At 43.0% G+C, this 23,330-nt stretch carries 22 protein-coding genes; 6 read left to right on the top strand and 16 right to left on the bottom strand.

What is annotated here, in order from left to right; translation table 11 throughout:
- Positions 1–21: 21 nt before the first annotated feature.
- The 4 genes from ACP26M_RS25255 to ACP26M_RS25240 all read left to right on the top strand — a co-directional run bounded on the left by ACP26M_RS25255 (position 22) and on the right by ACP26M_RS25240 (position 4,161).
- A complete protein-coding gene (locus ACP26M_RS25255) occupies positions 22–336 on the top strand; it encodes a Dabb family protein (protein WP_426584322.1) in 315 nt (104 codons plus the stop codon).
- A gap of 79 nt (positions 337–415) precedes the next feature.
- A complete protein-coding gene (locus ACP26M_RS25250) occupies positions 416–1,882 on the top strand; it encodes an SDR family oxidoreductase (RefSeq protein ID WP_426584320.1) in 1,467 nt (488 codons plus the stop codon).
- A 67-nt stretch (positions 1,883–1,949) separates the two neighbouring features.
- Positions 1,950–2,858: a TIGR01777 family oxidoreductase gene (locus ACP26M_RS25245; RefSeq protein ID WP_426584318.1), complete on the top strand. Its 909-nt coding sequence runs from the start codon at positions 1,950–1,952 to the stop codon at positions 2,856–2,858.
- Complete coding sequence (locus ACP26M_RS25240) at positions 2,848–4,161, top strand: cryptochrome/photolyase family protein (protein WP_426584316.1); 1,314 nt, start codon at positions 2,848–2,850, stop codon at positions 4,159–4,161. The genes ACP26M_RS25245 and ACP26M_RS25240 overlap by 11 nt, the downstream gene beginning before the upstream one ends.
- Positions 4,162–4,166: 5 nt before the next feature.
- Here the strand turns inward: ACP26M_RS25240 and ACP26M_RS25235 are convergent, their stop codons facing one another.
- The 4 genes from ACP26M_RS25235 to ggt form a co-directional block, all read right to left on the bottom strand.
- Positions 4,167–5,093, bottom strand: a complete 927-nt coding sequence (locus ACP26M_RS25235; protein ID WP_373615170.1) for an FKBP-type peptidyl-prolyl cis-trans isomerase — start codon at positions 5,091–5,093, stop codon at positions 4,167–4,169.
- Between the two features lie 74 nt (positions 5,094–5,167).
- Positions 5,168–5,668: an FKBP-type peptidyl-prolyl cis-trans isomerase gene (locus tag ACP26M_RS25230; RefSeq protein ID WP_176625283.1), complete on the bottom strand. Its 501-nt coding sequence runs from the start codon at positions 5,666–5,668 to the stop codon at positions 5,168–5,170.
- Between the two features lie 295 nt (positions 5,669–5,963).
- Positions 5,964–6,407, bottom strand: a complete 444-nt coding sequence (locus tag ACP26M_RS25225; protein WP_090530294.1) for a MarR family winged helix-turn-helix transcriptional regulator — start codon at positions 6,405–6,407, stop codon at positions 5,964–5,966.
- Positions 6,408–6,611: 204 nt separating this feature from the next.
- Positions 6,612–8,333, bottom strand: coding sequence for a gamma-glutamyltransferase (gene ggt, locus ACP26M_RS25220; RefSeq protein WP_426584312.1), 1,722 nt, complete (start codon positions 8,331–8,333; stop codon positions 6,612–6,614).
- A 243-nt stretch (positions 8,334–8,576) separates the two neighbouring features.
- On the opposite strand from ggt, the gene ACP26M_RS25215 reads away from it, so the two are divergent.
- Complete coding sequence (locus ACP26M_RS25215) at positions 8,577–9,071, top strand: hypothetical protein (RefSeq protein WP_426584310.1); 495 nt, start codon at positions 8,577–8,579, stop codon at positions 9,069–9,071.
- 27 nt (positions 9,072–9,098) lie between these two features.
- On the opposite strand, the gene ACP26M_RS25210 is transcribed toward ACP26M_RS25215, so the two are convergent.
- Positions 9,099–12,839 (bottom strand): S8 family serine peptidase, encoded by a 3,741-nt coding sequence (locus tag ACP26M_RS25210; RefSeq protein WP_426584308.1) that lies wholly within the window; start codon positions 12,837–12,839, stop codon positions 9,099–9,101.
- A 109-nt stretch (positions 12,840–12,948) separates the two neighbouring features.
- Positions 12,949–14,598 carry an NAD+ synthase gene (locus tag ACP26M_RS25205; RefSeq protein WP_426584306.1) on the bottom strand — a complete coding sequence of 550 codons (1,650 nt, stop codon included), beginning with the start codon at positions 14,596–14,598 and terminating at the stop codon, positions 12,949–12,951.
- A gap of 144 nt (positions 14,599–14,742) precedes the next feature.
- On the opposite strand from ACP26M_RS25205, the gene gldB reads away from it, so the two are divergent.
- A complete protein-coding gene (gldB, locus tag ACP26M_RS25200) occupies positions 14,743–15,780 on the top strand; it encodes a gliding motility lipoprotein GldB (RefSeq protein ID WP_426584304.1) in 1,038 nt (345 codons plus the stop codon).
- A 64-nt stretch (positions 15,781–15,844) separates the two neighbouring features.
- Here gldB and ACP26M_RS25195 read toward each other — a convergent pair whose 3' ends face one another.
- The 10 genes from ACP26M_RS25195 to atpB all read right to left on the bottom strand — a co-directional run bounded on the left by ACP26M_RS25195 (position 15,845) and on the right by atpB (position 23,319).
- The gene (locus ACP26M_RS25195; RefSeq protein ID WP_426584302.1) at positions 15,845–16,042 is read right to left on the bottom strand and encodes a hypothetical protein; all 198 of its coding nucleotides are present in this window, start codon (positions 16,040–16,042) and stop codon (positions 15,845–15,847) included.
- A gap of 61 nt (positions 16,043–16,103) precedes the next feature.
- Positions 16,104–16,997, bottom strand: coding sequence for a DUF4349 domain-containing protein (locus tag ACP26M_RS25190; protein WP_426584300.1), 894 nt, complete (start codon positions 16,995–16,997; stop codon positions 16,104–16,106).
- Between the two features lie 185 nt (positions 16,998–17,182).
- Positions 17,183–17,563, bottom strand: a complete 381-nt coding sequence (locus ACP26M_RS25185; protein ID WP_426584298.1) for a hypothetical protein — start codon at positions 17,561–17,563, stop codon at positions 17,183–17,185.
- Between the two features lie 2 nt (positions 17,564–17,565).
- A complete protein-coding gene (locus ACP26M_RS25180) occupies positions 17,566–18,006 on the bottom strand; it encodes a hypothetical protein (RefSeq protein ID WP_426584296.1) in 441 nt (146 codons plus the stop codon).
- A gap of 87 nt (positions 18,007–18,093) precedes the next feature.
- On the bottom strand, positions 18,094–18,981 hold the full coding sequence (atpG, locus tag ACP26M_RS25175; protein WP_090530320.1) for an ATP synthase F1 subunit gamma: 888 nt from the start codon (positions 18,979–18,981) through the stop codon (positions 18,094–18,096).
- Between the two features lie 133 nt (positions 18,982–19,114).
- Positions 19,115–20,689, bottom strand: coding sequence for a F0F1 ATP synthase subunit alpha (gene atpA, locus ACP26M_RS25170; protein ID WP_090530323.1), 1,575 nt, complete (start codon positions 20,687–20,689; stop codon positions 19,115–19,117).
- A gap of 42 nt (positions 20,690–20,731) precedes the next feature.
- Entirely contained in the window at positions 20,732–21,274 is a 543-nt protein-coding gene (atpH, locus tag ACP26M_RS25165) for an ATP synthase F1 subunit delta (RefSeq protein WP_090530328.1), read from the bottom strand.
- A 118-nt stretch (positions 21,275–21,392) separates the two neighbouring features.
- Positions 21,393–21,884, bottom strand: a complete 492-nt coding sequence (gene atpF, locus ACP26M_RS25160; protein WP_426584293.1) for a F0F1 ATP synthase subunit B — start codon at positions 21,882–21,884, stop codon at positions 21,393–21,395.
- Between the two features lie 113 nt (positions 21,885–21,997).
- Positions 21,998–22,207 carry an ATP synthase F0 subunit C gene (gene atpE / locus ACP26M_RS25155; protein ID WP_110585792.1) on the bottom strand — a complete coding sequence of 70 codons (210 nt, stop codon included), beginning with the start codon at positions 22,205–22,207 and terminating at the stop codon, positions 21,998–22,000.
- 47 nt (positions 22,208–22,254) lie between these two features.
- Positions 22,255–23,319, bottom strand: coding sequence for a F0F1 ATP synthase subunit A (atpB, locus tag ACP26M_RS25150; protein WP_426584291.1), 1,065 nt, complete (start codon positions 23,317–23,319; stop codon positions 22,255–22,257).
- Positions 23,320–23,330: the final 11 nt, after the last annotated feature.

The raw sequence follows: 23,330 nt of genomic DNA, 5'->3' as shown, positions 1-23,330 counted from the left end.
AACTTAACACGTTATTTCTCCATGCCAATACTACAAAACACATTCGTCCACCACGTACATTTTTGGCTTAACAACAAAGCCGATAAAGATAAACTGATTGAAGGGCTTAACATCCTCCTTCCTATTCCGCACATCCGCGATATACATATCGGCGTACCGGCCAATACCAACCGCGATGTGATCGACCGTTCATATGATTTATCACTATTGATCTTATTTGATTCGCCCGAAGCCCAGGAGGCTTACCAGGTTGACCCTACCCATATCATCTTTGCCGAAGAATATGCAAAACCGCTATGCAGCAAAGTAGTGGTTGTCGACAGCGTAAACCTATAGGCTCTAACTAATTGGTGACATATTATAAGGCAGGCACTGTTGTTTAAAACCGCCTGCCTTTTTTGTTGTTTCACTATGCATGAAGGTTTTACTCGCTGGTGCTAATGGCTATATAGGTACACGGCTTATCCCGGTTTTACTGGAGAACGGTCACGACGTAGTTTGCCTGGTACGTGATAAACGTCGTTTTCATGAGCACAGCGATTTCAGCGGGCAGGTTACCCTCATTACCGGTGATCTGCTTAAAGAATCAAATATCGAAGCATTTCCCGAAGATCTCGATGCTGCTTATTACCTGGTGCATTCCATGGCGCAAACACAGGATTTTGCAGCGCTCGAGGCCCTCTCGGCGCATAATTTTGTACAGGCACTCGATAAAACCAATTGTAAACAGGTTATTTTTTTAAGCGGGATTACCAACGACGAAAATCTTTCGCGCCATCTTGAATCCCGGCGGCACGTAGAGGATGTGCTGAAAGAAGGCAAAGCCGCATTAACTGTTTTGCGAGCTGCAATTATCATCGGTTCGGGCAGCGCCTCATTCGAGATCATTCGTGATCTTACCGAAAAGCTTCCTGTTATGACCGTTCCGCGCTGGGTGAACACCAAATGCCAGCCGATTGGCATCCGTGATGTACTGGGTTACCTGGAAGGGATAATGCTGAACGAAAAATCGTTTAACCGCACTTTCGATATTGGCGGGCCTGATATTCTTTCTTTTAAACAAATGATGCTTACCTATGCCAAAGTACGTAAGCTGAAAAGGTACATGATCACCATACCTTTCCTGTCGCCCAAACTGTCATCATACTGGCTTTATTTTGTTACTTCAACAAGCTATACCCTTGCCCAAAACCTGGTGAACAGCATGAAGAACGAAACGATAATGCACGATCATAGCATTGATGATGTAGTGCCACGAAAATGCCTGACTTATGAAGAGTGCCTGGAGCTTGCCTTTGTGAAGATAGAGCAAAACTCTATTGTATCAAGCTGGAAGGATGCCTTTAACCAGGGTTACCTTAATCCAGGATTTATGGACCAGATCAAAGTACCCCAAAACGGCACGCAGGAGTATAAAGTAAAAATGCCTTTTGAACGCCCGGCTGCTGAAGTATTTGCCAACGTGCTCTCCATAGGGGGTAACCGTGGCTGGTATTATTGGGACTGGATCTGGAACATCCGCGGGTTCCTGGATAAGGTTTTCGGCGGTGTTGGCTTACGCAGGGGGCGCACCAGCAATATTGATATAAGCCCTGGTGATGTCATTGATTTTTGGCGGGTTTTATTGACTGATCGGGAAAATAAACGCCTGCTGTTATACGCCGAAATGAAACTACCAGGCGAAGCCTGGCTTGAATTTAAAATAATTGAACGCCACGGTAAGCAAAGTTTAAGCCAGGTAGCTACCTTTAGGCCCAGCGGCTTGTGGGGCCGGCTTTACTGGTACGCCATGTGGCCCTTTCACCTGTTCATATTTAAGGGGATGGCAAGGGAAATTGTAAATTACCAGGAAAAACCGAGGACCATGGACAATAGACCATAGTCCATAGCAATAGCTTATTAAATAAAATCACTATGGACTATCGTCCATCGACCATGGACTGAAAATTATGAGCAAAAGTATCTTACTAACCGGCGGATCGGGCCTATTGGGTGGACACCTTACCAAAGCTTTATTGGCTAAAGGTTATACCGTAAGTCATTTAAGCCGCAAGGCAGGTAATAATGATAAGGTGAAAACCTTTATATGGGATATTAATAAAGGGACTATCGATGAGCATTGCATTGATGGGGTTGACACCATCGTGCACCTGGCCGGCTCAGGCATTGCCGAAAAACGATGGACAGATACCCGCAAAAAAGACCTGATAGACAGCCGTGTAAAATCAATTGGAATGATATACGATGTGCTGAGATATCAAAAACATCAGGTTACTTCAGTAATCTCGGCATCGGGAGTTGGATACTATAGCGACCGGGGTAATGAGTTGATGTATGAAACCAATGCACCTACCGGCGATTTTATATCGCGATGTTGCGTTTTATGGGAAGCAGCTGTTGATGAGGGCGAAAAGCTTGGCATGCGGGTTTTGAAATTTCGTACCGGTGTTGTGCTGGATAAGGATGGCGGGGCTTTACCAACACTCGCGCAACCAATCAAATTATTTGTTGGCTCACCCATCGGGAGCGGTAAACAATGGGTGCCCTGGATCCATTGGCAGGATGTTGTGGATATGTACCTTTTAGGGATCGAAAATAAGGACCTCAGCGGCGTTTACAATATGGTTGCACCAAATCCTGTCACCAATAAGCAATTAACCCATGCCGTTGCCAAACAATTACATAAACCACTGTGGGCGCCAAATGTGCCGGGCTTTGTGCTCAAACTTTTATTGGGCGAGATGAGCAGTATAGTATTAGGAAGCACCAAAGTATCGGCACAAAAAATTGAAGACGCCGGTTTCAATTTTAAATTTACTGATATAGATACAGCATTGAGTGAAATTTATGGATCATAAAACACCGGTTAGCATATTCTGGTTCCGCCGCGATTTACGGCTTGATGATAATGCAGGCCTTTACCATGCCCTTAAAAGCGGCAATCCTGTTTTGCCCGTATTTATTTTTGATAAAGAAATTCTTGACAAGCTTGAAGATAAGGACGATGCCCGCGTTACGTTTATTTATCAAACTATTGAAAGCTTAAGTACAGTATTGCATAAGCATGGCAGCACTATGTTGATACTTTATGGTAAAGCAATACACGCCTGGGATAAGCTCATCAAAGACCATAACATTACCGCGGTTTACACCAATCAAGACTATGAACCCTACGCCACTAAACGCGATGATAGGGTACGCGCAAAACTTGAAGAGCATGGCATCCCCCTTAAAACTTATAAAGACCAGGTTATATTTGAAAAAGACGAAGTGCTGAAGGACGACGGCAAACCTTATACTGTTTACACCCCTTATCAGCGCAAGTGGTATAGCACATTGAAGCCGTTCCATTTAAAAGCCTACTCAACAAAAAAGTATCTTAAAAACCTATATAAAACCGAAGCATTACCCATTCCCGCCCTAAGAGAGCTGGGCTTTGAAAAAAGCGACGTACCCCTGCCAGATAAAAATTACGAAAGCGTAATTAAAGACTATAAAGATAAACGCGATTTCCCGGCCGTTAAAGGCACCTCACATATCGGCATGCACTTGCGCTTTGGTACGGTAAGCATCCGGGAGTTGGCAGCTACGGCCTATAGTCATGATGATAAAACCTGGCTTAATGAGCTCATTTGGCGTGAATTCTATATGATGATATTACATCATTTTCCTCATACTATGGACCAGGCTTTCAGGCCGGAATATGACCGCATCCATTGGCTAAACGATGAAAAACAGTTTGATGCCTGGTGCAAAGGCGAAACCGGTTTCCCAATCATTGATGCAGGGATGCGCGAACTGAATACAACCGGCTATATGCACAATCGCGTGCGCATGATAGTGGCCAGCTTTTTAAGCAAAGACCTGCTGATTGACTGGCGATGGGGCGAGCGGTATTTTGCCCGCAAATTGTTGGATTATGAAATGGCCAGCAATGTAGGCGGCTGGCAATGGGCTGCAGGTTCAGGTACCGATGCGGCACCGTACTTCAGGATCTTTAACCCCGATGCCCAAACCAAAAAATTCGACCCGGAGCTCCAATATATAAAAAAATGGGTTCCGGAATATGCCGACTTCAGCAAATATCCAAAACCCATTGTTGATCACAGCAAAGCCCGTGACCGTTGTTTAGCAGCGTTTAAAAAGGCGCTGGCTAAATAATTACATCAATTAGTAACCGTGGCTACTGTAAAGTCAAAATACAACACCACATTTGCAGCTATTGATGAACCACTGCCAGTGTTGCCGTAACCAAATCTCGAAGGTATTATGATAGATACTGCAGACCCGGCTGTTTGCCCGGTTAAACCCTCCTGGGCACCTTTAACCAAACCGCTAACTGTAAAAGATGAAGAGGTTGTCCCTTGCAGGGAGGTACTGTCAAACACTGTATCATTTAAATATTTGCCCGAATAGGTGCAAGTTATGTATGAATCGAGGTCTATTAAATCAGAACCGGTACCAGGTGTAGCTACTTTTATATATACTCCGTCAGCCGTTTTGGTAAACCCGGTAAGCCCTTTAGTTTTGATATAATTTTTAATAACAGCGTCATCATACAGCTCCTGGTTTGAAACCACATTAATATAATAATCCAAACTTTGGTTACCGCCGATATGAGTATTTGCATTACTTGAGCTGCCCGATCCGTAACCGTTAACGCCATAAGCCAAATGCGATGGGATGATCACCCTTGCCGCCGTACCTTTATATTTTATGAGGTTGTGGATAGCTGTCTGTAAACCTTTGGGCAGTGAGTTGCTAACATGTCCCAGGTAACCGTAAAAATGGTTTGTATTAAGCGAGTCAACAGATACAAACTTACCATCGAGCGTGCGGACGGTAAATACAAATGAGATCTGATCTGAGTAATCCATCGGTGTACCGCGGCCTTGTGAAAGGATCTTGTAGTAAATACCGGTTGTATCACCGTCGGTGGTATCACGTAACATGCCTGTGATGCTGTTTGCCGCTATATAATTCTTGATCTGGGTTTCGTCATATTGCTTAATGTCCGGATCGTTCCTGTCTTTCCGGCATGATATAAGGCCTATAGAGATAAGTACTAAGAGCGTAAAAATAGTTTGTTTCATTTATTATAATTTGTCTTTTTTAACCGCCTAAAGCTTTTGCTCGCCGGCCTATATTGTCCTTTTATCTGGCTTTATTAATTGGTTACATTATACAGCTGAATTTGAAAATCAAGCACTGAATTAGCCGGCAAATGTATCGAATCCTGTGCATATGGCCCATAGGCATAACGCGATGGGATCAACAACCGAACCTTACCTCCCGGTTTGATCTGCGGGATGCCTAATTGCCAGCCTTTTATTACACTCCCCAATACATAGGTGGGATGAAACTTATCCGTTTGGGCAAATACAACGCCCGATGTTAGTATTTTGCCGGTATAACCAACTGTAACCTGTGTCGAACTGGTATAAAGCACATTACCTGTTCCCCCTTCTCCATCGTTTACTATATAATAAACGCCTGTTGTATCCACCCGCTTCGCATTTAACGATGTATTGGCAGCCAGGTAGTCGCTTATGATCTTATCGTCAATTTCCTTTTGCTTGTTGTATTGAACTAAGGGACTGACGGATGATTTTACGCAACCACCTGCAATAACGCCTAAAAGCAATAAAACTATCAGTATCCTGTTCATCAATTCAAAAGGCAAATTTATTCTTTTAAAAGAGAAAAACGGCAGCTTAACACTTTTTAACAATTAATAAAAAGCAGGCACCGTTTAAAATACCCCATAAAGGATATTTCGAAGGTAAAACGTTCAATTTTAAGTAAAAGTGTATTAATGTCATTTTGCTGCACAGTCATTTATTTAATGTCATTAAGTCATTGTTGTTCCCCCATAACATCAGGCAAATGACTTAATGACTACACAGTGTAATGACACGGAGTAAATGACAGCGCAGCGCAATGACGCGAAGCAAAATGACTAATCAGGGTTTATAGTTAACCGTAAGCTTGTTCAGCTTTTTAAGCGTTTCGATGAGGTGTTGTTTATCGGCTTCGCTGATGTTGGCATCAAGGTAATTATTGAACTGGCGCACTATTACACGGGCCTGGTGTCGTTTTTCTTTACCTAACGCAGTAAGGTAAATTTTAACCGAACGCTTATCGCCTTCGTTGCTTTCACGATATATCAGCCCGGTGGTTTCCAGTTGACTAAGCATGCGCGACAAGCTGGTTGATTTAAGCCCCAGCAAGGCAGCAGCCTGCGATACGGTAGTACCTTCCTTTTCGTCGATATTAATGAGCAGGTAACCTATTGATTGTGTAAAGCCAAACTCCGTCACCAACTGGTTGTAACGGTTAGCCATGGTTTGCCATACTATCTTTATAAAATAGTCAATAGTTTCCTGGTGTTTTACATTATTATGCATGCATACCAAACGTAAGAAATGCTTATTGATTACGCAAATTTAGTTGCAGTAGCAGCGATAGTTGCAGCGTCACTAATAGTTGCGGTGACGGTAATAGTTGAGACTTCTTGCTATAGGCTTCGATTATGCTTTTGGATATTTATCCTTCAACTAAAAATTGCTGCTACTGCCTATTATACCAGCCACTAAAAACTGCTATTGCTACTAAAAACCCATCTTAGTATCATCCCCTCTCGGGTCGGCCCCGCCTTCGTAATAGCTCCATTTAGTTTTGAGGATAGCATCAACACGGCCAATGGATTGGGTGGTTACAATCTTATATCCTTTGCTTTGTAGCTTACCAACTGTAGTACTGTCAACACCGTCCTTTTCAATAGTTACTTCGTCGGGCAGCCACTGGCTGTGGAAACGTTTTGAAGCAACGGCCTGCTGCATGTTCTGATTAAATTCAATTACATTGAGTATGGTTTGGAAAACAGAAGTAATAATAGTTGAACCGCCGGGGGTTCCTACTACCATAAACAGTTTACCGTCCTTTTCAATAATGGTGGGTGTCATGGATGATAACATCCGCTTGCCAGGCTGGATGCTGTTAGCCTTGCCACCAACCAGCCCATACATGTTTGGCACACCAGGCTTGGAGCTAAAATCGTCCATTTCATTATTCAGCAAAAAGCCCGCACCGCTTACAAAGATCTTTGAGCCAAAGCTATCATTCAACGTAGTAGTAACAGATACCGCGTTGCCTTCCCTGTCCACAATGGAATAATGCGTGGTCCGGTCGCTTTCATAACTAACAAATGAGCCTGGTTGGATACTGGCACTTGGCGTAGCAGCGTCCCAGTGAAAGCTTTTCATGCGCGATGTAATATAAGCCGGCTGGAGCAGGCTATCAACCGGCACTTTATAAAAATCAGGGTCGGCAAGGTATTTGGAACGGTCTGCGTATACCCGGCGCTCGGCCTCCACGATAAGCCTGATGGTAGAATCCTGATTGTAGCCCCATCTTTTCAGCGGATAAGGCTCAACCGACTTCAGCAATTGCAATAAAGCAATCCCCCCACTTGAAGGCGGCGGCATGGTAATAATCTTGTAATCCTTGTATTTACCAACAAGTGCATCACGCCAAACAGCATGATAGTTTTTGAGATCATCTTTCGTGATTAGGCCATTACCCAATTTCATTTCATCAACAATCAAATCCGCAACAGGCCCGTCATAAAAACCGTCACGGCCTTTATCCCGGATCTGTTCAAATGTTTTGGCCAGATCTTCCTGTATCAATAAATCATCTTCCTTCCATTCCCCTTCCTTTACCAAATAATTTTTACCTGGATTTAGTTTTTTAAATTGTTCGGCGGTACGGTTAAGGTCGCTGGCCAAATGTTTGGTTATTTTAAAACCGTTGCGGGCAAGTTTAATGGCGGGTTCAATCAAATCGGCCCATTTCAGTTTGCCGTATTTACGATGAGCCTCAATCATTCCATCAACTGATCCCGGCACGCCCGATGCTTTGTGGGTGTACAAACTCATATTGGGGATTACATTACCGGCCGAATCAAGATACATATTAACATTAGCTGCACCCGGGCCTTTTTCCCTAAAATCGAGGGTGCTTGTTTTACCGTTACCGGCACGGTAAACCATGAAACCGCCGCCGCCGATATTCCCGGCTTCGGGCAAAGTGACTGCCAAAGCAAATTGCACCGCTACGGCGGCATCAACTGCATTACCTCCTTTTTTCAATATATCAAGCCCCACTTGTGCGGCATCGGGATATGCGCAAACTACCATTCCATTGCGGTACTGACCGCTGTTATTGAGCCCGAGCTGCCCCGGTGCACATCCCGACAAAACAAAAAATATTACGGATAAAAACAGGACATGGCATTTCGGATTATTTATTTCAAGACGGTTTATAGTCATTACAGCAATTAATTTTCACTAAAATAACTTATTTGGATGCTTAATTTAACAATCCAAAACCATTCTTTTCTGTTGAAAACCAATCCAATACCAATCAAAGCACAATGTTTTTTTAACTCAGATAGCATAAAAACGCAATTCCGGCGTTTATTTGCATGAAATAAAAAAGCTTAAAATTGAACTAAACAAGCTGGTCACTTTTTTGTTACAGCTACATTATTGTCAATCATTAAATTCATCTGCATGAAAAAACTAACGTACCTTTTATTACTCTCCGTATCCTTTTTATTGATCAGCAAAAACTCACAGGCCCAAGACTATAAAACAGCAGTAGGTTTAAAATTTGGCGCATACGAAGTTGGCCCCTCTGTTAAATATTTTATGGATAAAGGCACCGCGCTTGAAGGCATCCTGGGCATCCGCGATCATGGCGTGGTATTAACCGGCCTGTATGAATTAAACCAGCAAGCTTTTAATGTTGATAAACTGAGCTTTTATTATGGCTTTGGTGGTCACCTTGGTTCGGTAGGCAATGGTTATTACAAACGTTTTGGCGGCGACGACGAATACTACAACGGCAAACACATCCTGATAGGTGCCGATGCTGTTATCGGTTTGGAATATGTTATCCCTTCGGCGCCAATTGCGATCAGCCTTGACCTTAATCCGCGACTTGAACTGGCAAGAGGGCCATTTTTTGATATCGCACCCGGACTGGGAATAAAATATACCTTCTAAAAAATAAAAAGAGCTATCATCACCTGCCTAACGGGTGATGATAACTTTTTGCGAATAGACCTTCTGTCCAAGCAATACCCTCAGCACATATACTCCCGGCGTTTGCCTGCTTACATTCAAAATAGTGCTGTAATTACCCTGATCAATATTTTGCTGCCCGCCCTGGTAAACGGCTTCACCTAAAGCGTTAATGAGGGATAATTTCATGGTGGTGGCTTCTTTGGCCGCAAATACTACGTTTAAGTCGGTACTTACCGGTACCGGGAACACGCTCAACCCAATTTCATTTTTATTTCCGGTCCTGCCTTCGCGTGCGTAAACATAATTATCTGATTGCGCTACGCAGCCATTGGCCAGTGTAACCTGCACCTGGTATTTTCCACTTTGTACAGGGTTATAAGTTGCGGCGGTAGCCCCGCTTATTACATTGCCATTTAACAACCACTGGTTACCATCGGTAAAGTTTGAGTTAAGGGTGTTATTGGTTTGGGTGATAAGCGGCTTGCTCAACGTTACCGCTTTACGCGCGGCCGATGCACAGCCCAGGCTTTGCACCTTCATATCGTAAAAATAATAGTAGTAACCTTTGTAGGCAGTTGTATCGCCATTGGTTGCAGTGGCGCTGTTACCGGTAATGCTAAATATATTACCAATCTTAAACGGATAACCTGTTACCCCTCCGTTGCTACGATATATTGTAGCCTGATCAGCAAAATCAACCGAAATCTGGTAATTGCCGGCGCCTGGCAACGATAGGTTTAAATCATACACCTGTCCCTGATCGTTAGGATCATCGGGCTGTGCGCCTGCCAGAGGGGTGGTACGGGTTGCAACAGCATTTATAGTAACCGACGATACAATTTGCCCGTTAGCGTTGGATACATTAAATGTTATTTTACCCGAATTGCCAATGTAAAGACGCGCGCTTTTAATTAATACCGGCACCTTAGTGCTTACAGTTACATAAGGGGTAAATTGGTTATACCCCCCAGCCGTAAATACACTTTTAGTAGCAGGACCAATTGTCCCGCTAAAATCATTAACGCCTGCATAGTAAGTGTTATTAACCGGCGCCTGGGTTATTAACGCTTCGCTGCCTGCCGCTATCGGCAATTCATCAGTTGCATTCTGATACCATAGTACAGTACCATCACCAGTGCCAAATAACTCGTATTGATTGGTAGTGGAGCAATAATAAGCACTCAGATCGCCAATAGTTGCCGGCGAATTAATGACGATATTGGCCGTAACCGAGTTATTGCTGCTAACCGGATCGCCGGTAAGTTTACTGGTAGCGGTAATAGTGTAGGATGCCCCTGCAACCGCATTAAACTCCTGGCTAAAGGTAAAGTTATCCTCGGCCAATGCGGGCAATGATGCCTTATAGATCTCGCTGTAAGTAGTTGTAACATTATTGGCATTGGTAATGGTAACTGTTACCGGGATATTGTTTATAGCTGCGTTGCCAAAATTTTTAAGCCTCACCGTAACAGGCGTGCTCGCCGAGCACGAACCGCTGCTGCCAGGGCTAACAATGGAAATAATGCCTGCATCGATACTGGTTTGCAGAAATTGCACCCGGTAGTCCCGGGTTTCGCCTTTGGCATAACTACCGCATGCTTTAATGGTTGATGCATCGCCGATCTCTGTAAGCACAACCCGCATCAAACTATAAGCCCCGGCAGTTACTGTTCCCGGCACGGCAATGTTGGTATTATAAGTACCTGTTCCATTAATGATACCGGTTGTTGCTGCAAGTTCATTATCTTCAAACACGCCGTTAGCATTCCAGTCTATAAACACTTTTGCAGCTTTATTAAAATTGTTACCGCAAGTGCCAAGGGTGATGCTCAAGGGGTACGTTTTAGCCTGCTCAAGCTGTACGGTAAGGTTGGTATAGTCCGAATAGCCTGTGCAACCTGCAGTCGCGGTATTATCAATATTAGCGAGTTTTAAATTATCAACCTTTGAGTCGGCATTTGAAAGCGGAGCCGAAGCACAGTAAGCAGTTCCCCCAACCCCGGTAACAATAAGCGAGTATGCCTGCGACCCGGATGATAAGCTTCCTTTATGTGATACTGTAATAGTATAAGCCCTGCCGGGAACCGAATTAGGGATATAAACCTGTTCAATGTTATCTCTGATGTTATCACCGTTTGTCGCAGCAAATCCGGGCTTATTAGGGTCAAGCACCCAGGGGGTAAAAGTTGTTGTGCCGTCGCTCACCCTGATATCAAGGTCATTCACCAATTTAGGAGTTCGGCTGTTGATCACACCCTCAGTAGTTGGCGTACCTTGCGGATCGGTCCAAGATATGGTTGCAGCCAGTAGGCGGTTACCGGATGCTATTACGTTATAAGTTTGTGTTTGTCCTTGCGCAAGTGTTTTTTCACTTACTATGCTTTTACTGCCATTATTAGTTATAGCTTGTGCGGCCTCGGTCATGTTAAGCAATCCCCAGCCATAAATATAATCAGGCCCCACATTACCGGCATCAAAGGCCGTATGGCAAACCAGCCCTTTCAATGTGGCCGACCGCATAAATGTTCCTCCATTTTGTTTAGCATAGTATTCCTGCAGCAAATAAAGCGAGCCCGTAACATTAGGGGCAGCCATTGAGGTGCCTGATAAAGTGGTATATGAGGTAGTGTTATCAACCCCCACCGAAAGTACGTTAACACCATCGCCTACAATATCGGGTTTGATACGGCCATCATCCGTTGGCCCCCAGCTGCTAAAAGGTGCGATGGCTACATCGCTCCGGTTTTTTGGCCCATACAACAGCGGGTAAACTGCACCTACAGTAAGTATGTTTTTGGCATTGCCGCTGGTACTGATAATATCATAACTATCATTATTGCTGATCCCGGCAGGGCGGGCGCCTTTGTTCACAAAAGTTTGATCGGTTTTACTTTTGTAACCATAGTAGGTTTCGCCTACCGCGGGGCCGTTACTTGTGCGCTCGTTACCTGCCGATTCAACAATGAGGTAATATGGGGCAGTATAAGCTATCTTATCCCAGTTGGCTGTTTTTGAGTCGTAGAAGCCAAAGTTATAATCTACCGTGTCGCCTGGTAAACCATTCCATTCCCAGCGGCCGGCCGAATCATTATAATCCCATCCCGTTACTACCCCGTATGAGTGATTGGAAAGTAGAAGATTGGCAGCAGCGGCACTCATGGTGGTTTCATCATTGTTAAAATCGTATGACTGAAGCGTAGTTGCTCCAAACGACATGCCCTTAGCCGGTGCATAAATACCTTTGGCAATCATGGTACCTGCCACGTGTGATGAATGGTCATTTACCGGTTCGGTTGTTTTTAGTGTGATGGTTTTGCCTGCAAATTCCTGGTGGGCTTTGTAAACCGCGCCGCCATCCCATATGGCCAGTTTATTGGTTAAAAAGTCTGATGAGCCGGATAAATTTAAGCCCAACGAACCGCCGGGCTGCAGGGTATTAGTACCTGTGGTGGCTGCCGCGGTTGTATTGTTATGCGTAATAAGATATATAGGGAAGCCTAATTTATTAACTCCCTGTAAGGTAACCAGGTTGCCGTTTTTTGTACGGCGGGATAATGTCCATCCATGCGTGGACGCTAATGACACTGCCTTGTCGTGAGATGCTTTATAGTTTGTGAGCGATTGCTGTGAAATATCGTTAAGCTGAAGCCTGTTCTTTTCGCTGATCAAAGGCTGTTGGGCCATAGCGTCGCTTACTGCAAACAACAGCAAAAAGCAAAAAGAAATAATTGTGCAAAGTTTGATCATTGGTTTGAAAGATAGGCAATTTTAAGAAAAATCAACCTCAACTAAAACAAAACAACCAACGCTTTACAATATTCGTAAACTTGACAATTAAAGAGTGAAATTTTAGCTGTTACGACAGGTATTTACCCACAATAGGCATCCTGCGGCCCATACCAAATGCTTTTGGTGATACCCTTAAAATAGGTGGTGTTTGATAACGCTTATGCTCGGCCGAATTAGTAAGTTTGATAACCCGGCGAACGGTTGCCTCGTCATATCCCATCCTGATGATCTCGGCCGATGAGCAGCGATTTTCGATATACTCGGCCAGAATCTTGTCAAGCACATCATATTCGGGCAGCGAATCGGTATCTTTTTGATCTGGCCTTAACTCGGCCGATGGCGGTTTAACGATGGAATTGATCGGTATGATCTCCTTATCGCGATTAATGTATCGGGCAAGCTCAAACACCTGGGTTTTGTAAACATCGCCAATAACAGAGATACCGCCGCACATATCGCCATATAAAGTGCCATAGCCTACAGCGGCCTCGCTCTTGTTACTGGTGTTCAGCAAAATATACCCGAACTTATTGCACATCGCCATTAATAAAACAGCCCTGCTGCGCGATTGGATATTTTCCTCCGCGATATTAAAAGGCAAGCCATCGAACTGCGGATTTAACGCTGTTTCAAACGCTTCTGTAATGTTTTTAATGGGCACTATTTCGTGCTTGCAACCAAGGTTATCAACCAAATCCTGAGCATCTTTCAATGAATGGTCCGTTGAAAAGCGTGAAGGCAGCAACACAGCCATCACATTCTGCGGACCGAGGGCTTCAGCAGCCAATGCACATACCACTGCCGAATCAATACCGCCAGACAAACCTAAAATTGCTTGTTTAAAGCCCGATTTATAAAAATAATCACGGATGCCAAGTATAACGGCCTGATAGATCTGCTCAATATCGCCCGGACGCTCGGTTTTAATCGTTGTTGGATGATCAAAGCTGAGCGTGTTATCTTCGTTTAACGTATAATAAGCCATGCTTTCCTCAAAATAAGGCATCTCATCAATCAGCTTACCTGTATTATCAAACACCAACGAACCTCCGTCAAATATCAGTTCCGTTTGGGCACCAACATGATTAACGTACAACAACGGCAATTTGTAGCGACTGGCATTATCACTCAATATCTCTATACGTTCTTCATCATGGTTATAGGCAAAAGGCGATGCAGCGATGTTGATCATCACATGCGGGTTTTGATGAATGAGGGTATCCATCGGTCGGGTAACGTATAGCGGGTTTTCGATGGTATTCCACAGATCCTCGCAAATGGTAAGCGCGATATGCTTGCCTTTAAATTCAATGCAATTAAACTCGGTTGAAGGCTCAAAATAGCGGTATTCGTCAAATACATCGTAATTAGGCAATAGCGCTTTATTTACTACGGCTTTCACCTGACCATTCTCAATAAAATATGCCGAATTGCTCAGGTCTTTACCCTCTGTTTTATGATTAGGAGTTGGCAGGCCTATGATACAGGCTATGTCAACACATACTTCGGCTATCTTTTTGGCAGCTTCATCGCACAAGCCTATAAATTCATCAAACTCCAAAAAATCGCGTGAAGGATAGCCGCAAACACATAGTTCGGCAAATACAACCAGGTCGGCGCCGTGATTTTTTGCTTTTATGATATGATCGATGATCTTATTGGTGTTCGATTCAAAATTACCTACGTGATAGTTGAGCTGTGCTAACGCAATTTTCATAGTATATGTATATTTAATCTTAAGCCGCAAGTCTTTAGTCCAAAGTCAAAAAATGCGACTTTCAACTTAGGGCTACCGACTATTGACTTAACAATAGTAGCAACATTAATGCAAATAAATTTACTTTTGCCTTAAAGGATAAAGATGAACCCTACCCGGTATATAGCAAAGCAAATTTACTTAATTTTTTCCATCGGCCTGATATTAAGCAGCTGTACCCGCAACAAAAAAATTGATGTAAGCAATATCAACGTTAATGTTAAAATTGAACGGTTTGACCACGATTTTGATGCTATGCGCAACAAGCCCATGGCGCAGCAAGCTGCATACCTGCAAAAACAGTATGGCAGCTTTTACCCCGATTTTATTGAACGCATTTTACAGGTTGGCAGTACTAAGGATACAATCTATTTTAAAGCCCTGCATCAGGTGTTTGCGGGCAAAGCCTATAACGACCTGAAACATGATGCCGACGCCGCGTTCCCTGATATGGACAAGCAAAATGCCAGCCTTACCGAAGCCTTTAAATACATTAAATATTATTACCCTCAAAAACCGCTCCCGCGGGTATATGCTTATATTTCCGGTTTCCAGGCACAAACTACCATTGGCGATGGCTATTTCGGCATCGGGATAGATTTGTTTTTGGGTGCGGATTCACGTTTTTATCCTTCGCTGACCAATGCTTTTCCGCATTACCTTTCCAGGTGGTTTACGCCTGATAATATTACCCCGCGGGTAGTTGAAGGCATGGCGCGTGAGGATATGTTCCCGGAAGATGACAATGACAAAGCGCTCCTCAATAAAATGATCTACAACGGCAAGATCATGTATTTTATGGACAAGGTATTGCCTGATATGGCCGATAGCACCAAAATTCGTTACACCACCGAACAATTAAAATGGTGCAATGAGTTTGAAAGCAAAATATGGGGATACTTTTTAGAACAGAACCTGCTATACGAAACCGATTACCAAAAAATTCAGAAGTATCTTACAGAAGCTCCCTTCACCCCCGGACTTGGCGAAAAGAATGAATCGGCACCGAAACTTGCTGTGTGGACGGGCTGGCAGATAGTAAGGAAATATATGGATAAGCACCCTGATGTGACGCTACCTGAGCTGATGGCCGATAAGGATGCCCAAAAACTCCTGAACGAATCGGGATATCACCCCAAATAAAAGGCACAAAAAAAGCGTCTTCAAATGAAGGCGCTTTTTTTATATCATTTTCCTTATTGGGAATTTACTTCATGATTGTGAAAACGCATTTCAAAGCAATCAGGATACCAATGATCATGATAACATTCGAGATGGAAGTGTACATGAAGCCTGAATTGGCATCGCCGGCAAAACGCAGGTAAACACCTACTATACCGATAATTATAGCTACAGTTAATAATTTGTAGTGACCTTCTGCGTTAGCATTTTCCATTGATTCCATGGTACCGATTTTTAATGTTTGCGCAAAAATAGAAATGTTTACCGAAAAAGCGACAAAGTTTTTATGATTTTATGCCGCTGGCAAACCATGCAGGGTGTTTACGCCTATAATAGCGGTACAGCCCCCATAAAACTGCCGACAGCACTATAAATACCCAAATGTTTGCCAGGCCTAACAGCAATTCAACAAACAAGTGCCAGCCATTGCTCAAAGCTATCATCAGCCTGTTAAAAAATGGCAACTGATAGGCAGAAGGATCGTCATTGGCTATCATTTCCTGATTAATGATATTGCTTTGGTAAAAGCTGAGGGATAATACGCTATATTTAACCGCGTCGTCAGTACGCATATTGCCAATTTGCTGATCAACCATGTCATCCTTCAACAACATCACATTTACCGGATTTTTGATTACAACTTTGCCTTTCTTTTGCTGATTAACCATGTCCTGCCGATTTTTGAGTTTTAATTTTTCGGAGAGATAATCGAGTGTACGGTCTTCAATATCCATTCTGCGTAAGGTTACGTACATACCCATATGAGCTACCTCGGTCATGTAACCCTCCAGCTTTTCGGATGGCACCTTAACCGTCATGTCGGCGCTCGTACTCAAGGCAGACACGCGCTTAATAGAATCATCACTTACACGAATGTCCTGTGAACTTTCCACATTCGCCTGCATTTGATGGTGCATTACCATACCACCGTCGCGGGCGGTAAGCGCCGCTATGGCATCGCCCGTTTGCTGAACACTTTTTACTTTAAAACGCATGTCGGCAGTTTTTACCAGTTTGGTTGTCGGGATATCCACCTTTGATGTGTCGGTCATCTTAGCCACCGTATCCGCGCTCGATGAAGAAGCTTTGTCATCGCGGATGGCTTCATAATTTGAGCCCTTACAAGCGCCCAGCAGCAATACACCCGCCAGAAACGCCAGGAATAACTTTGTTTTCATAACTGTTTAATTTTCTTTGGTATACATTGATACCGGAGAGTGGCAAGAGGTAACCCTGACCGTTGATTTTTGTTATGATTATGGTGATTTCGCTGATAGATTTTAGGAGATATATCTGATAAACAGAATGGTTTATATCTTGCATATGGGGCCGCAAGCCGGGAAGCTTGCGGCAATTGAAGCTATTAAAGCCTCATTTTTATATGTTTTCCCCGCAGTAATTGTGTTATAAGGAAAGACACTATGCCAACTGCAAATATCCATTCATTGTATTTAAACGTCCAATAAACAAATGGGCTACTAATGATCAGCCATTCTATTATCAGTTTTATTTTAAGATCTTTCCTGTTAGGGATTATTAACATCAAGTCCAACACAACTAATGCGATAATTAAAAAGGCCCAAAACATCATCCCGTAAGCAATAATTGAAAACAGTGCAACAGTTATCGCCGTAAAAATATTATAAGCTAAATTGACCTTAGTTAAAGTCAAGACAACCGCAAACAGAAATACGCTTCCAAAAATGCCCAAAAGGTTAATCCAGTTTGTTAATATAATTTTCATAGTTATGTTTTGGTGGAAGTTATATTGACACTAAGTTTTGAACGGAAGAAGACCAACATACTACCAACCAACATTATTCCTCCACTTAGCACCCAGAGCCAATATCCCAATTTGTAATTAACTATCGCTGAATAATTGCCTGCTTCATCTGAAATTATCTCTTTAAAAACCAGGAGAGAAACCATAAAAGCAACTGATATCGAACTGACAACAATTGTACGCAGGTATCTATCTTTAAAAGAAAACCATGCGATGATTAAAAAAGGATTTGCTAACCAGCTAAAACCTGCTCCTCCAAAAATCAGACCCAAAGGCCCCATAATCAAGGCCATAATCGAATCACCGCACGACTCTGTTGTACAATAACAGTGCTGTGTTAATGAAATTACATAAACACACATACTCGAGTATAAAACAACAGGCTTCAGATTTAACCTCTTCATTAGTACTACAACTTTAGTGTTTATTCCCCAGAAAACAAAAAGGCTCTCCTTCTGGAAAGCCTTTTCTGTATAAAAGTACTCTTAAACTTAGTTACCGCCTGAAAGGGCTGCCGCGCCACTCACGATCTCGGTAAGCTCGGTAGTGATGGCTGCCTGACGGGCCTGGTTGTATGAAAGTTTCAATGATTTCAAAAGCTCGCCGGCATTTTCGGTTGCTTTGTCCATCGCAGTCATACGGGCACCATGTTCAGATGCGTTTGAATCCAATACAGCGCGGTAAAGTTGGATCTTGATATTTTTAGGGATCAATTGCTCAACTATTTCCTGTTGTGACGGCTCAAGGATGTAATCAACGTTAGCTGCTTTTACTTCCTCTTTCTTTTCGGCTTTTGGCACAGGCAATAACTGTTCAGTGATCAGATACTGTACAGCAGCATTACGGAAGTGGTTATACACCAACTCCACACGGTCGTAATCGCCGTTAACAAAGCCCTGCATGATAGCTTCGGTAATTTTTGAAGCGTTCTCGAAGTTAAGGTCCGAGTACAGATCGTTGTTGTTACCAATTACGTTGTACTTACGCCTTTGATAAAACTCCTGTGCTTTTTTACCGATAGCAACAATAGATACGTTACCGGCGGCAAGTTGCTTAGGATATTTTTCGGCTATAAGGTTATTGGCAGTTTTAATAACGTTAGTATTGAAAGCACCGGCCAAACCACGGTTTGATGATACCACAACTACCAATACACGTACCGGCTCGCGCTCCTGTAAATATGGAGAAGTATTATCCTCCAAACTTGCAGATAAGTTAGCCAACAGGTCCTTCAACTTACTTGCGTAAGGGCGCAGCTGAATAATAGCGTTGGTAGCACGTTTCAACTTAGCAGCCGAAACCATTTTCATAGCCTTGGTGATCTGCTGGGTTGATGATACAGATTTGATCCTGTTTCTTACTTCTTTTAAATTAGCCATTCTTTACGATGTGCAAATTTTAAATGTGCAGATGTGCAAATTGCGCACCGCACCAAATTATTTAATTAAAATCATTTTGAAGAGATATGCTAATCTGCACATTTGCACATCAGCATATCTGCACATCAAAAGATTAATACCTTGCTGACAGTTCTTTAGCTACTGTTTCTAGTACGCCGGTAAGCTGGTCGTCAAATTTACCTGCTTTAAGGGCTGCTAAAACTTCAGGGTGACGAACTTCTAACTGATCGGTAAATTCGGTTTCGAACTCCCTTACTTTATTTACCGGTACGTTACGCATTAAGTTTTTAGTACCCAGGTAAATGATAGCAACCTGTTTCTCTACAGTTACCGGTGAGTATTGACCTTGTTTCAGGATCTCTACGTTACGGATACCTTTATCTAACACGTTTTTGGTTGAAGCGTCAAGGTCGGAACCGAATTTTGAGAATGCCTCAAGCTCACGGAACTGGGCCTGGTCAAGTTTCAAAGTACCGGCAACTTTTTTCATTGATTTGATCTGCGCGTTACCACCTACACGTGATACAGAGATACCTACGTTGATAGCCGGACGAACACCTGCGTTAAACAAGTTTGACTCAAGGAAGATCTGACCGTCAGTAATCGAAATTACGTTAGTTGGGATGTATGCAGATACGTCACCAGCTTGTGTTTCAATGATTGGAAGAGCTGTTAATGAACCACCACCTTTAACGATGCCTTTGATAGACTCAGGAAGGTCATTCATTTGCTGTGCGATAGAATCATTTGAGTTGATTTTAGCGGCACGCTCTAATAAACGGCTGTGCAGGTAAAATACGTCACCTGGGTAAGCCTCACGGCCCGGTGGACGACGTAACAACAATGAAACCTCACGGTAAGCAACGGCTTGTTTTGACAAGTCATCATAGATGATCAAAGCCGGACGGCCTGTATCACGGAAGTACTCGCCGATAGCAGCACCAGCAAACGGAGCAAAGAACTGCATGGTAGCAGAGTCTGAGGCGTTAGCGGCAACTACGATAGAGTATGGCATAGCGCCGTTCTCTTCAAGCGTACGAACGATGTTAGCAACAGTTGATGCTTTTTGTCCGCAGGCTACATATATACAGATTACAGGTTTACCTGCATCATAAAATTCTTTTTGATTGATGATGGTATCGATACAAACCGCAGTTTTACCGGTTTGACGGTCACCGATAACCAACTCACGCTGGCCACGGCCGATAGGGATCATCGCGTCGATAGCTTTGATACCAGTTTGTAATGGCTCGGTTACGGGCTGACGATAGATTACACCAGGCGCTTTACGCTCAAGCGGCATTTCGTAAGTTTCGCCGGTGATTGGGCCTTTACCATCAATAGGGGCACCCAAGGTATCAACAACACGGCCAAGCATGCCTTCGCCTACGTTAATTGACGCGATCCTGTTGGTACGTTTAACGGTATCACCTTCCTTGATATCATCAGATTTGCCTAACAATACCACACCTACGTTATCTTCTTCAAGGTTAAGTACGATGCCTTGCAATCCAGTGCCAAATTCAACCAACTCGCCCGACTGTACTTTAGTTAATCCATAAACGCGTGCGATACCGTCACCCACCTGGAGTACAGTACCCACTTCTTCTAATTCAGATTCTGACTTGAAGCCGGCCAACTGCTGACGCAAAATTGCTGATACTTCGTCTGGTCTTACCTCTACCATTGTTTAAAATTTATTTAGAGTTTTACTTTTAATACTTACTTATTATGCCTTTACAGCAAATTCTTTTTTCATTTTCCTCAGGCTTGCGGCAATACTGGTATCAACCTGCCTGTCACCTATAGTTAACACAAAACCGCCTATCAAAGCCGGGTCAACTTTAGTTTCCAGCACTACTGTACCGCCAACTGATTGTTGCAATTCGGCAACCAATGTTTTCTTATTAGCTTCAGAAAGCGCAGTAGCTGATGTTACCTTAGCTTTGGTGATATGGTTTTTAACATTGTACAGGTTAATGTACTCGCCGGCGGTAAAATATAATACTTCGCCGCGGCCTTTGTTAACCATCAGCTTAAAGAAAGCGATAGTAGTTTTGCTAACTTTATTTAAAAATATCTCGTCAAGAATCTTGATCTTTTTTGAATGAGATATAATAGGATTAGCCAATACTGCTACCAGTTCGGGGCTGCCCTTCAGGGTTTTTAAGAAAAGGTCCATATCGGCTTTGACCTCTGCAACAATTCCTTGTTCCTGTGCAAGATCAATGATCGATTTGGCGTACCTGGTTGCTACCGTGATTTCTGACATGTTTTTTTATTTCGGATTTCGAATTTTCGATTTCGGAATTTTCAATTTGAATTTCGGTTTTTAATTGGTCAGCGAGTAGGGGAATAAATCCGAAATCCCACGTCCCAAATCCGAAATTTTATAACTTCACTTCTTTCAATAACTGGCTAACCAATTCGTCTTGTTGCTGCTGATCTTCAAATTGCTTGCGAAGGATCTTCTCAGCAATTTCTAAAGATAAGGTAGCTACCTGGTTTTTCACATCGGCCAAAGCAATTGCTTTTTGGTTGTTAATTTCAACGCGGGCAAGCTCAATCATACGTGCACCTTCTTTATGTGCAAGCTCTTTAGCGTCAGATACTATCTGCTCTTTCGCTTTGCGCGCTTCAGACAAGATCAGATCACGCTCGGCACGGGCTTGTTTAATCAACGATTCGTTTTCATTGGTTAAACGGCTCATTTCCTCTTTGGCAGCTTCTGCTTTTAATAAAGCATCTTCAATTGAACGTTCACGCTCGCCAATGGCTGCCATGATCGGTTTCCAGGCAAAAGCCCTTAATAAAATAAGCAAAAATACAAATGTGATCGTTGTCCAGATAACCAAACCCCAATCAGGTAATACTAACTCCATTTATTTTATATGATAACGTTATACTATAGTTCTAATTAATACTATTCATTCAAGTAAAAACCGGTGTGTAACCAACCGTTACACGGCCCGGTTTTTATTTTTTAAGGGTAAAATTATTTGTTACCCAAAAGTGCAACAATCACACCGAAAAGAGCAACACCTTCAACAAGTGCGGCAGCGATGATCATGGCAGTTTGAATTTTTGAAGCAGCTTCCGGCTGACGAGAGATACCTTCCATCGCTTTACCACCGATTTGACCGATACCAATACCTGCACCGATAACTGCTAAACCTGCACCTAATGCAGCAATACTTCCAACCATTGTTTTTAAATTTAAATGAATATAGTGTTATTATTAATTACAAATTATTAATGATGATGCTCCTCAACAGCGCTGCCAATAAACAATGCAGTAAGCATTGTAAAGATGAAAGCCTGCAGGAAAGCAACCAGCAATTCTAACACGTCGATAAACAACGCGAAGGCGATCGACACCGGCGCTACAGCTACTGTACCGAAGATGAAGATCAATGAAATCAGCGCAATAACAATAACGTGGCCTGCCATAATGTTAGCAAACAAACGCACCATTAACGCAAAAGGCTTCGAAATGATACCGGCAAGCTCCACTACCCACATGATTGGGTACAGCCAGAACGGAACATCAGGAGCAAATATGTGTTTCCAATAGTACTTGTTACCGTTAAAGTTAACCACTATAAGAGTGATAACTGCAAGCACCATAGTTACCGCGATATTACCTGTAAGGTTTGAACCTCCCGGAAAAAAAGGCACCATACCTATCAGGTTATTGATCAGGATAAAGAAGAACACGGTTAACAGCAGCGGCATAAACTTAGCATACTTGTAACCGATATTAGGCAACGCAACCTCATCACGAATGAAAAGAATAAGCGGTTCCAATAATGACTGCAAACCTTTTGGCGCTTTACCTACACGTTTTTTGTATGATCCGGCCACGGTAAAGAAGATGAGCAACAGCAAAACTACCGATAACCACATCGAGCAAACATTACGGGTGATCGACAAGTCGAACACTTTAGCGCTTTCGTCAACGGTTTTACCATCTGCAACAACAGCTTTTACTTTGTCTTTAACCAAAGCATAAGTATGATACTTTCCCTGATATACTTCTTCGCCTTCATGACCAAATTTTGAAGCCATGAAAAACTCCAGTCCGCCATCGGTATAAAGAAGCACCGGAAGTGGCACAGCAATCTTTCCACCAATGTGGAAATAATGCGAATCGGCAATGTGTTCAAGGATGGTAGCGTTGGCGTCAAACTTTTCTTTTTCGCCGCTTTCAGCAGCAGCTTCAGTAGTGTTTTTTTCTTGTACAGCCTGTACTTTTACCGTTACAAACAGCGAAAAAACGCTTAAAAGGATACCTAAGGTGATTTTTTTTGAGTTCAAAACAGGCCTAA

Origin of the sequence: Mucilaginibacter sp. R-33 (assembly GCF_049949235.1) — a bacterium.
Taxonomy (GTDB): domain Bacteria; phylum Bacteroidota; class Bacteroidia; order Sphingobacteriales; family Sphingobacteriaceae; genus Mucilaginibacter.
This window is presented reverse-complemented; position numbering and strand designations above follow the sequence as displayed.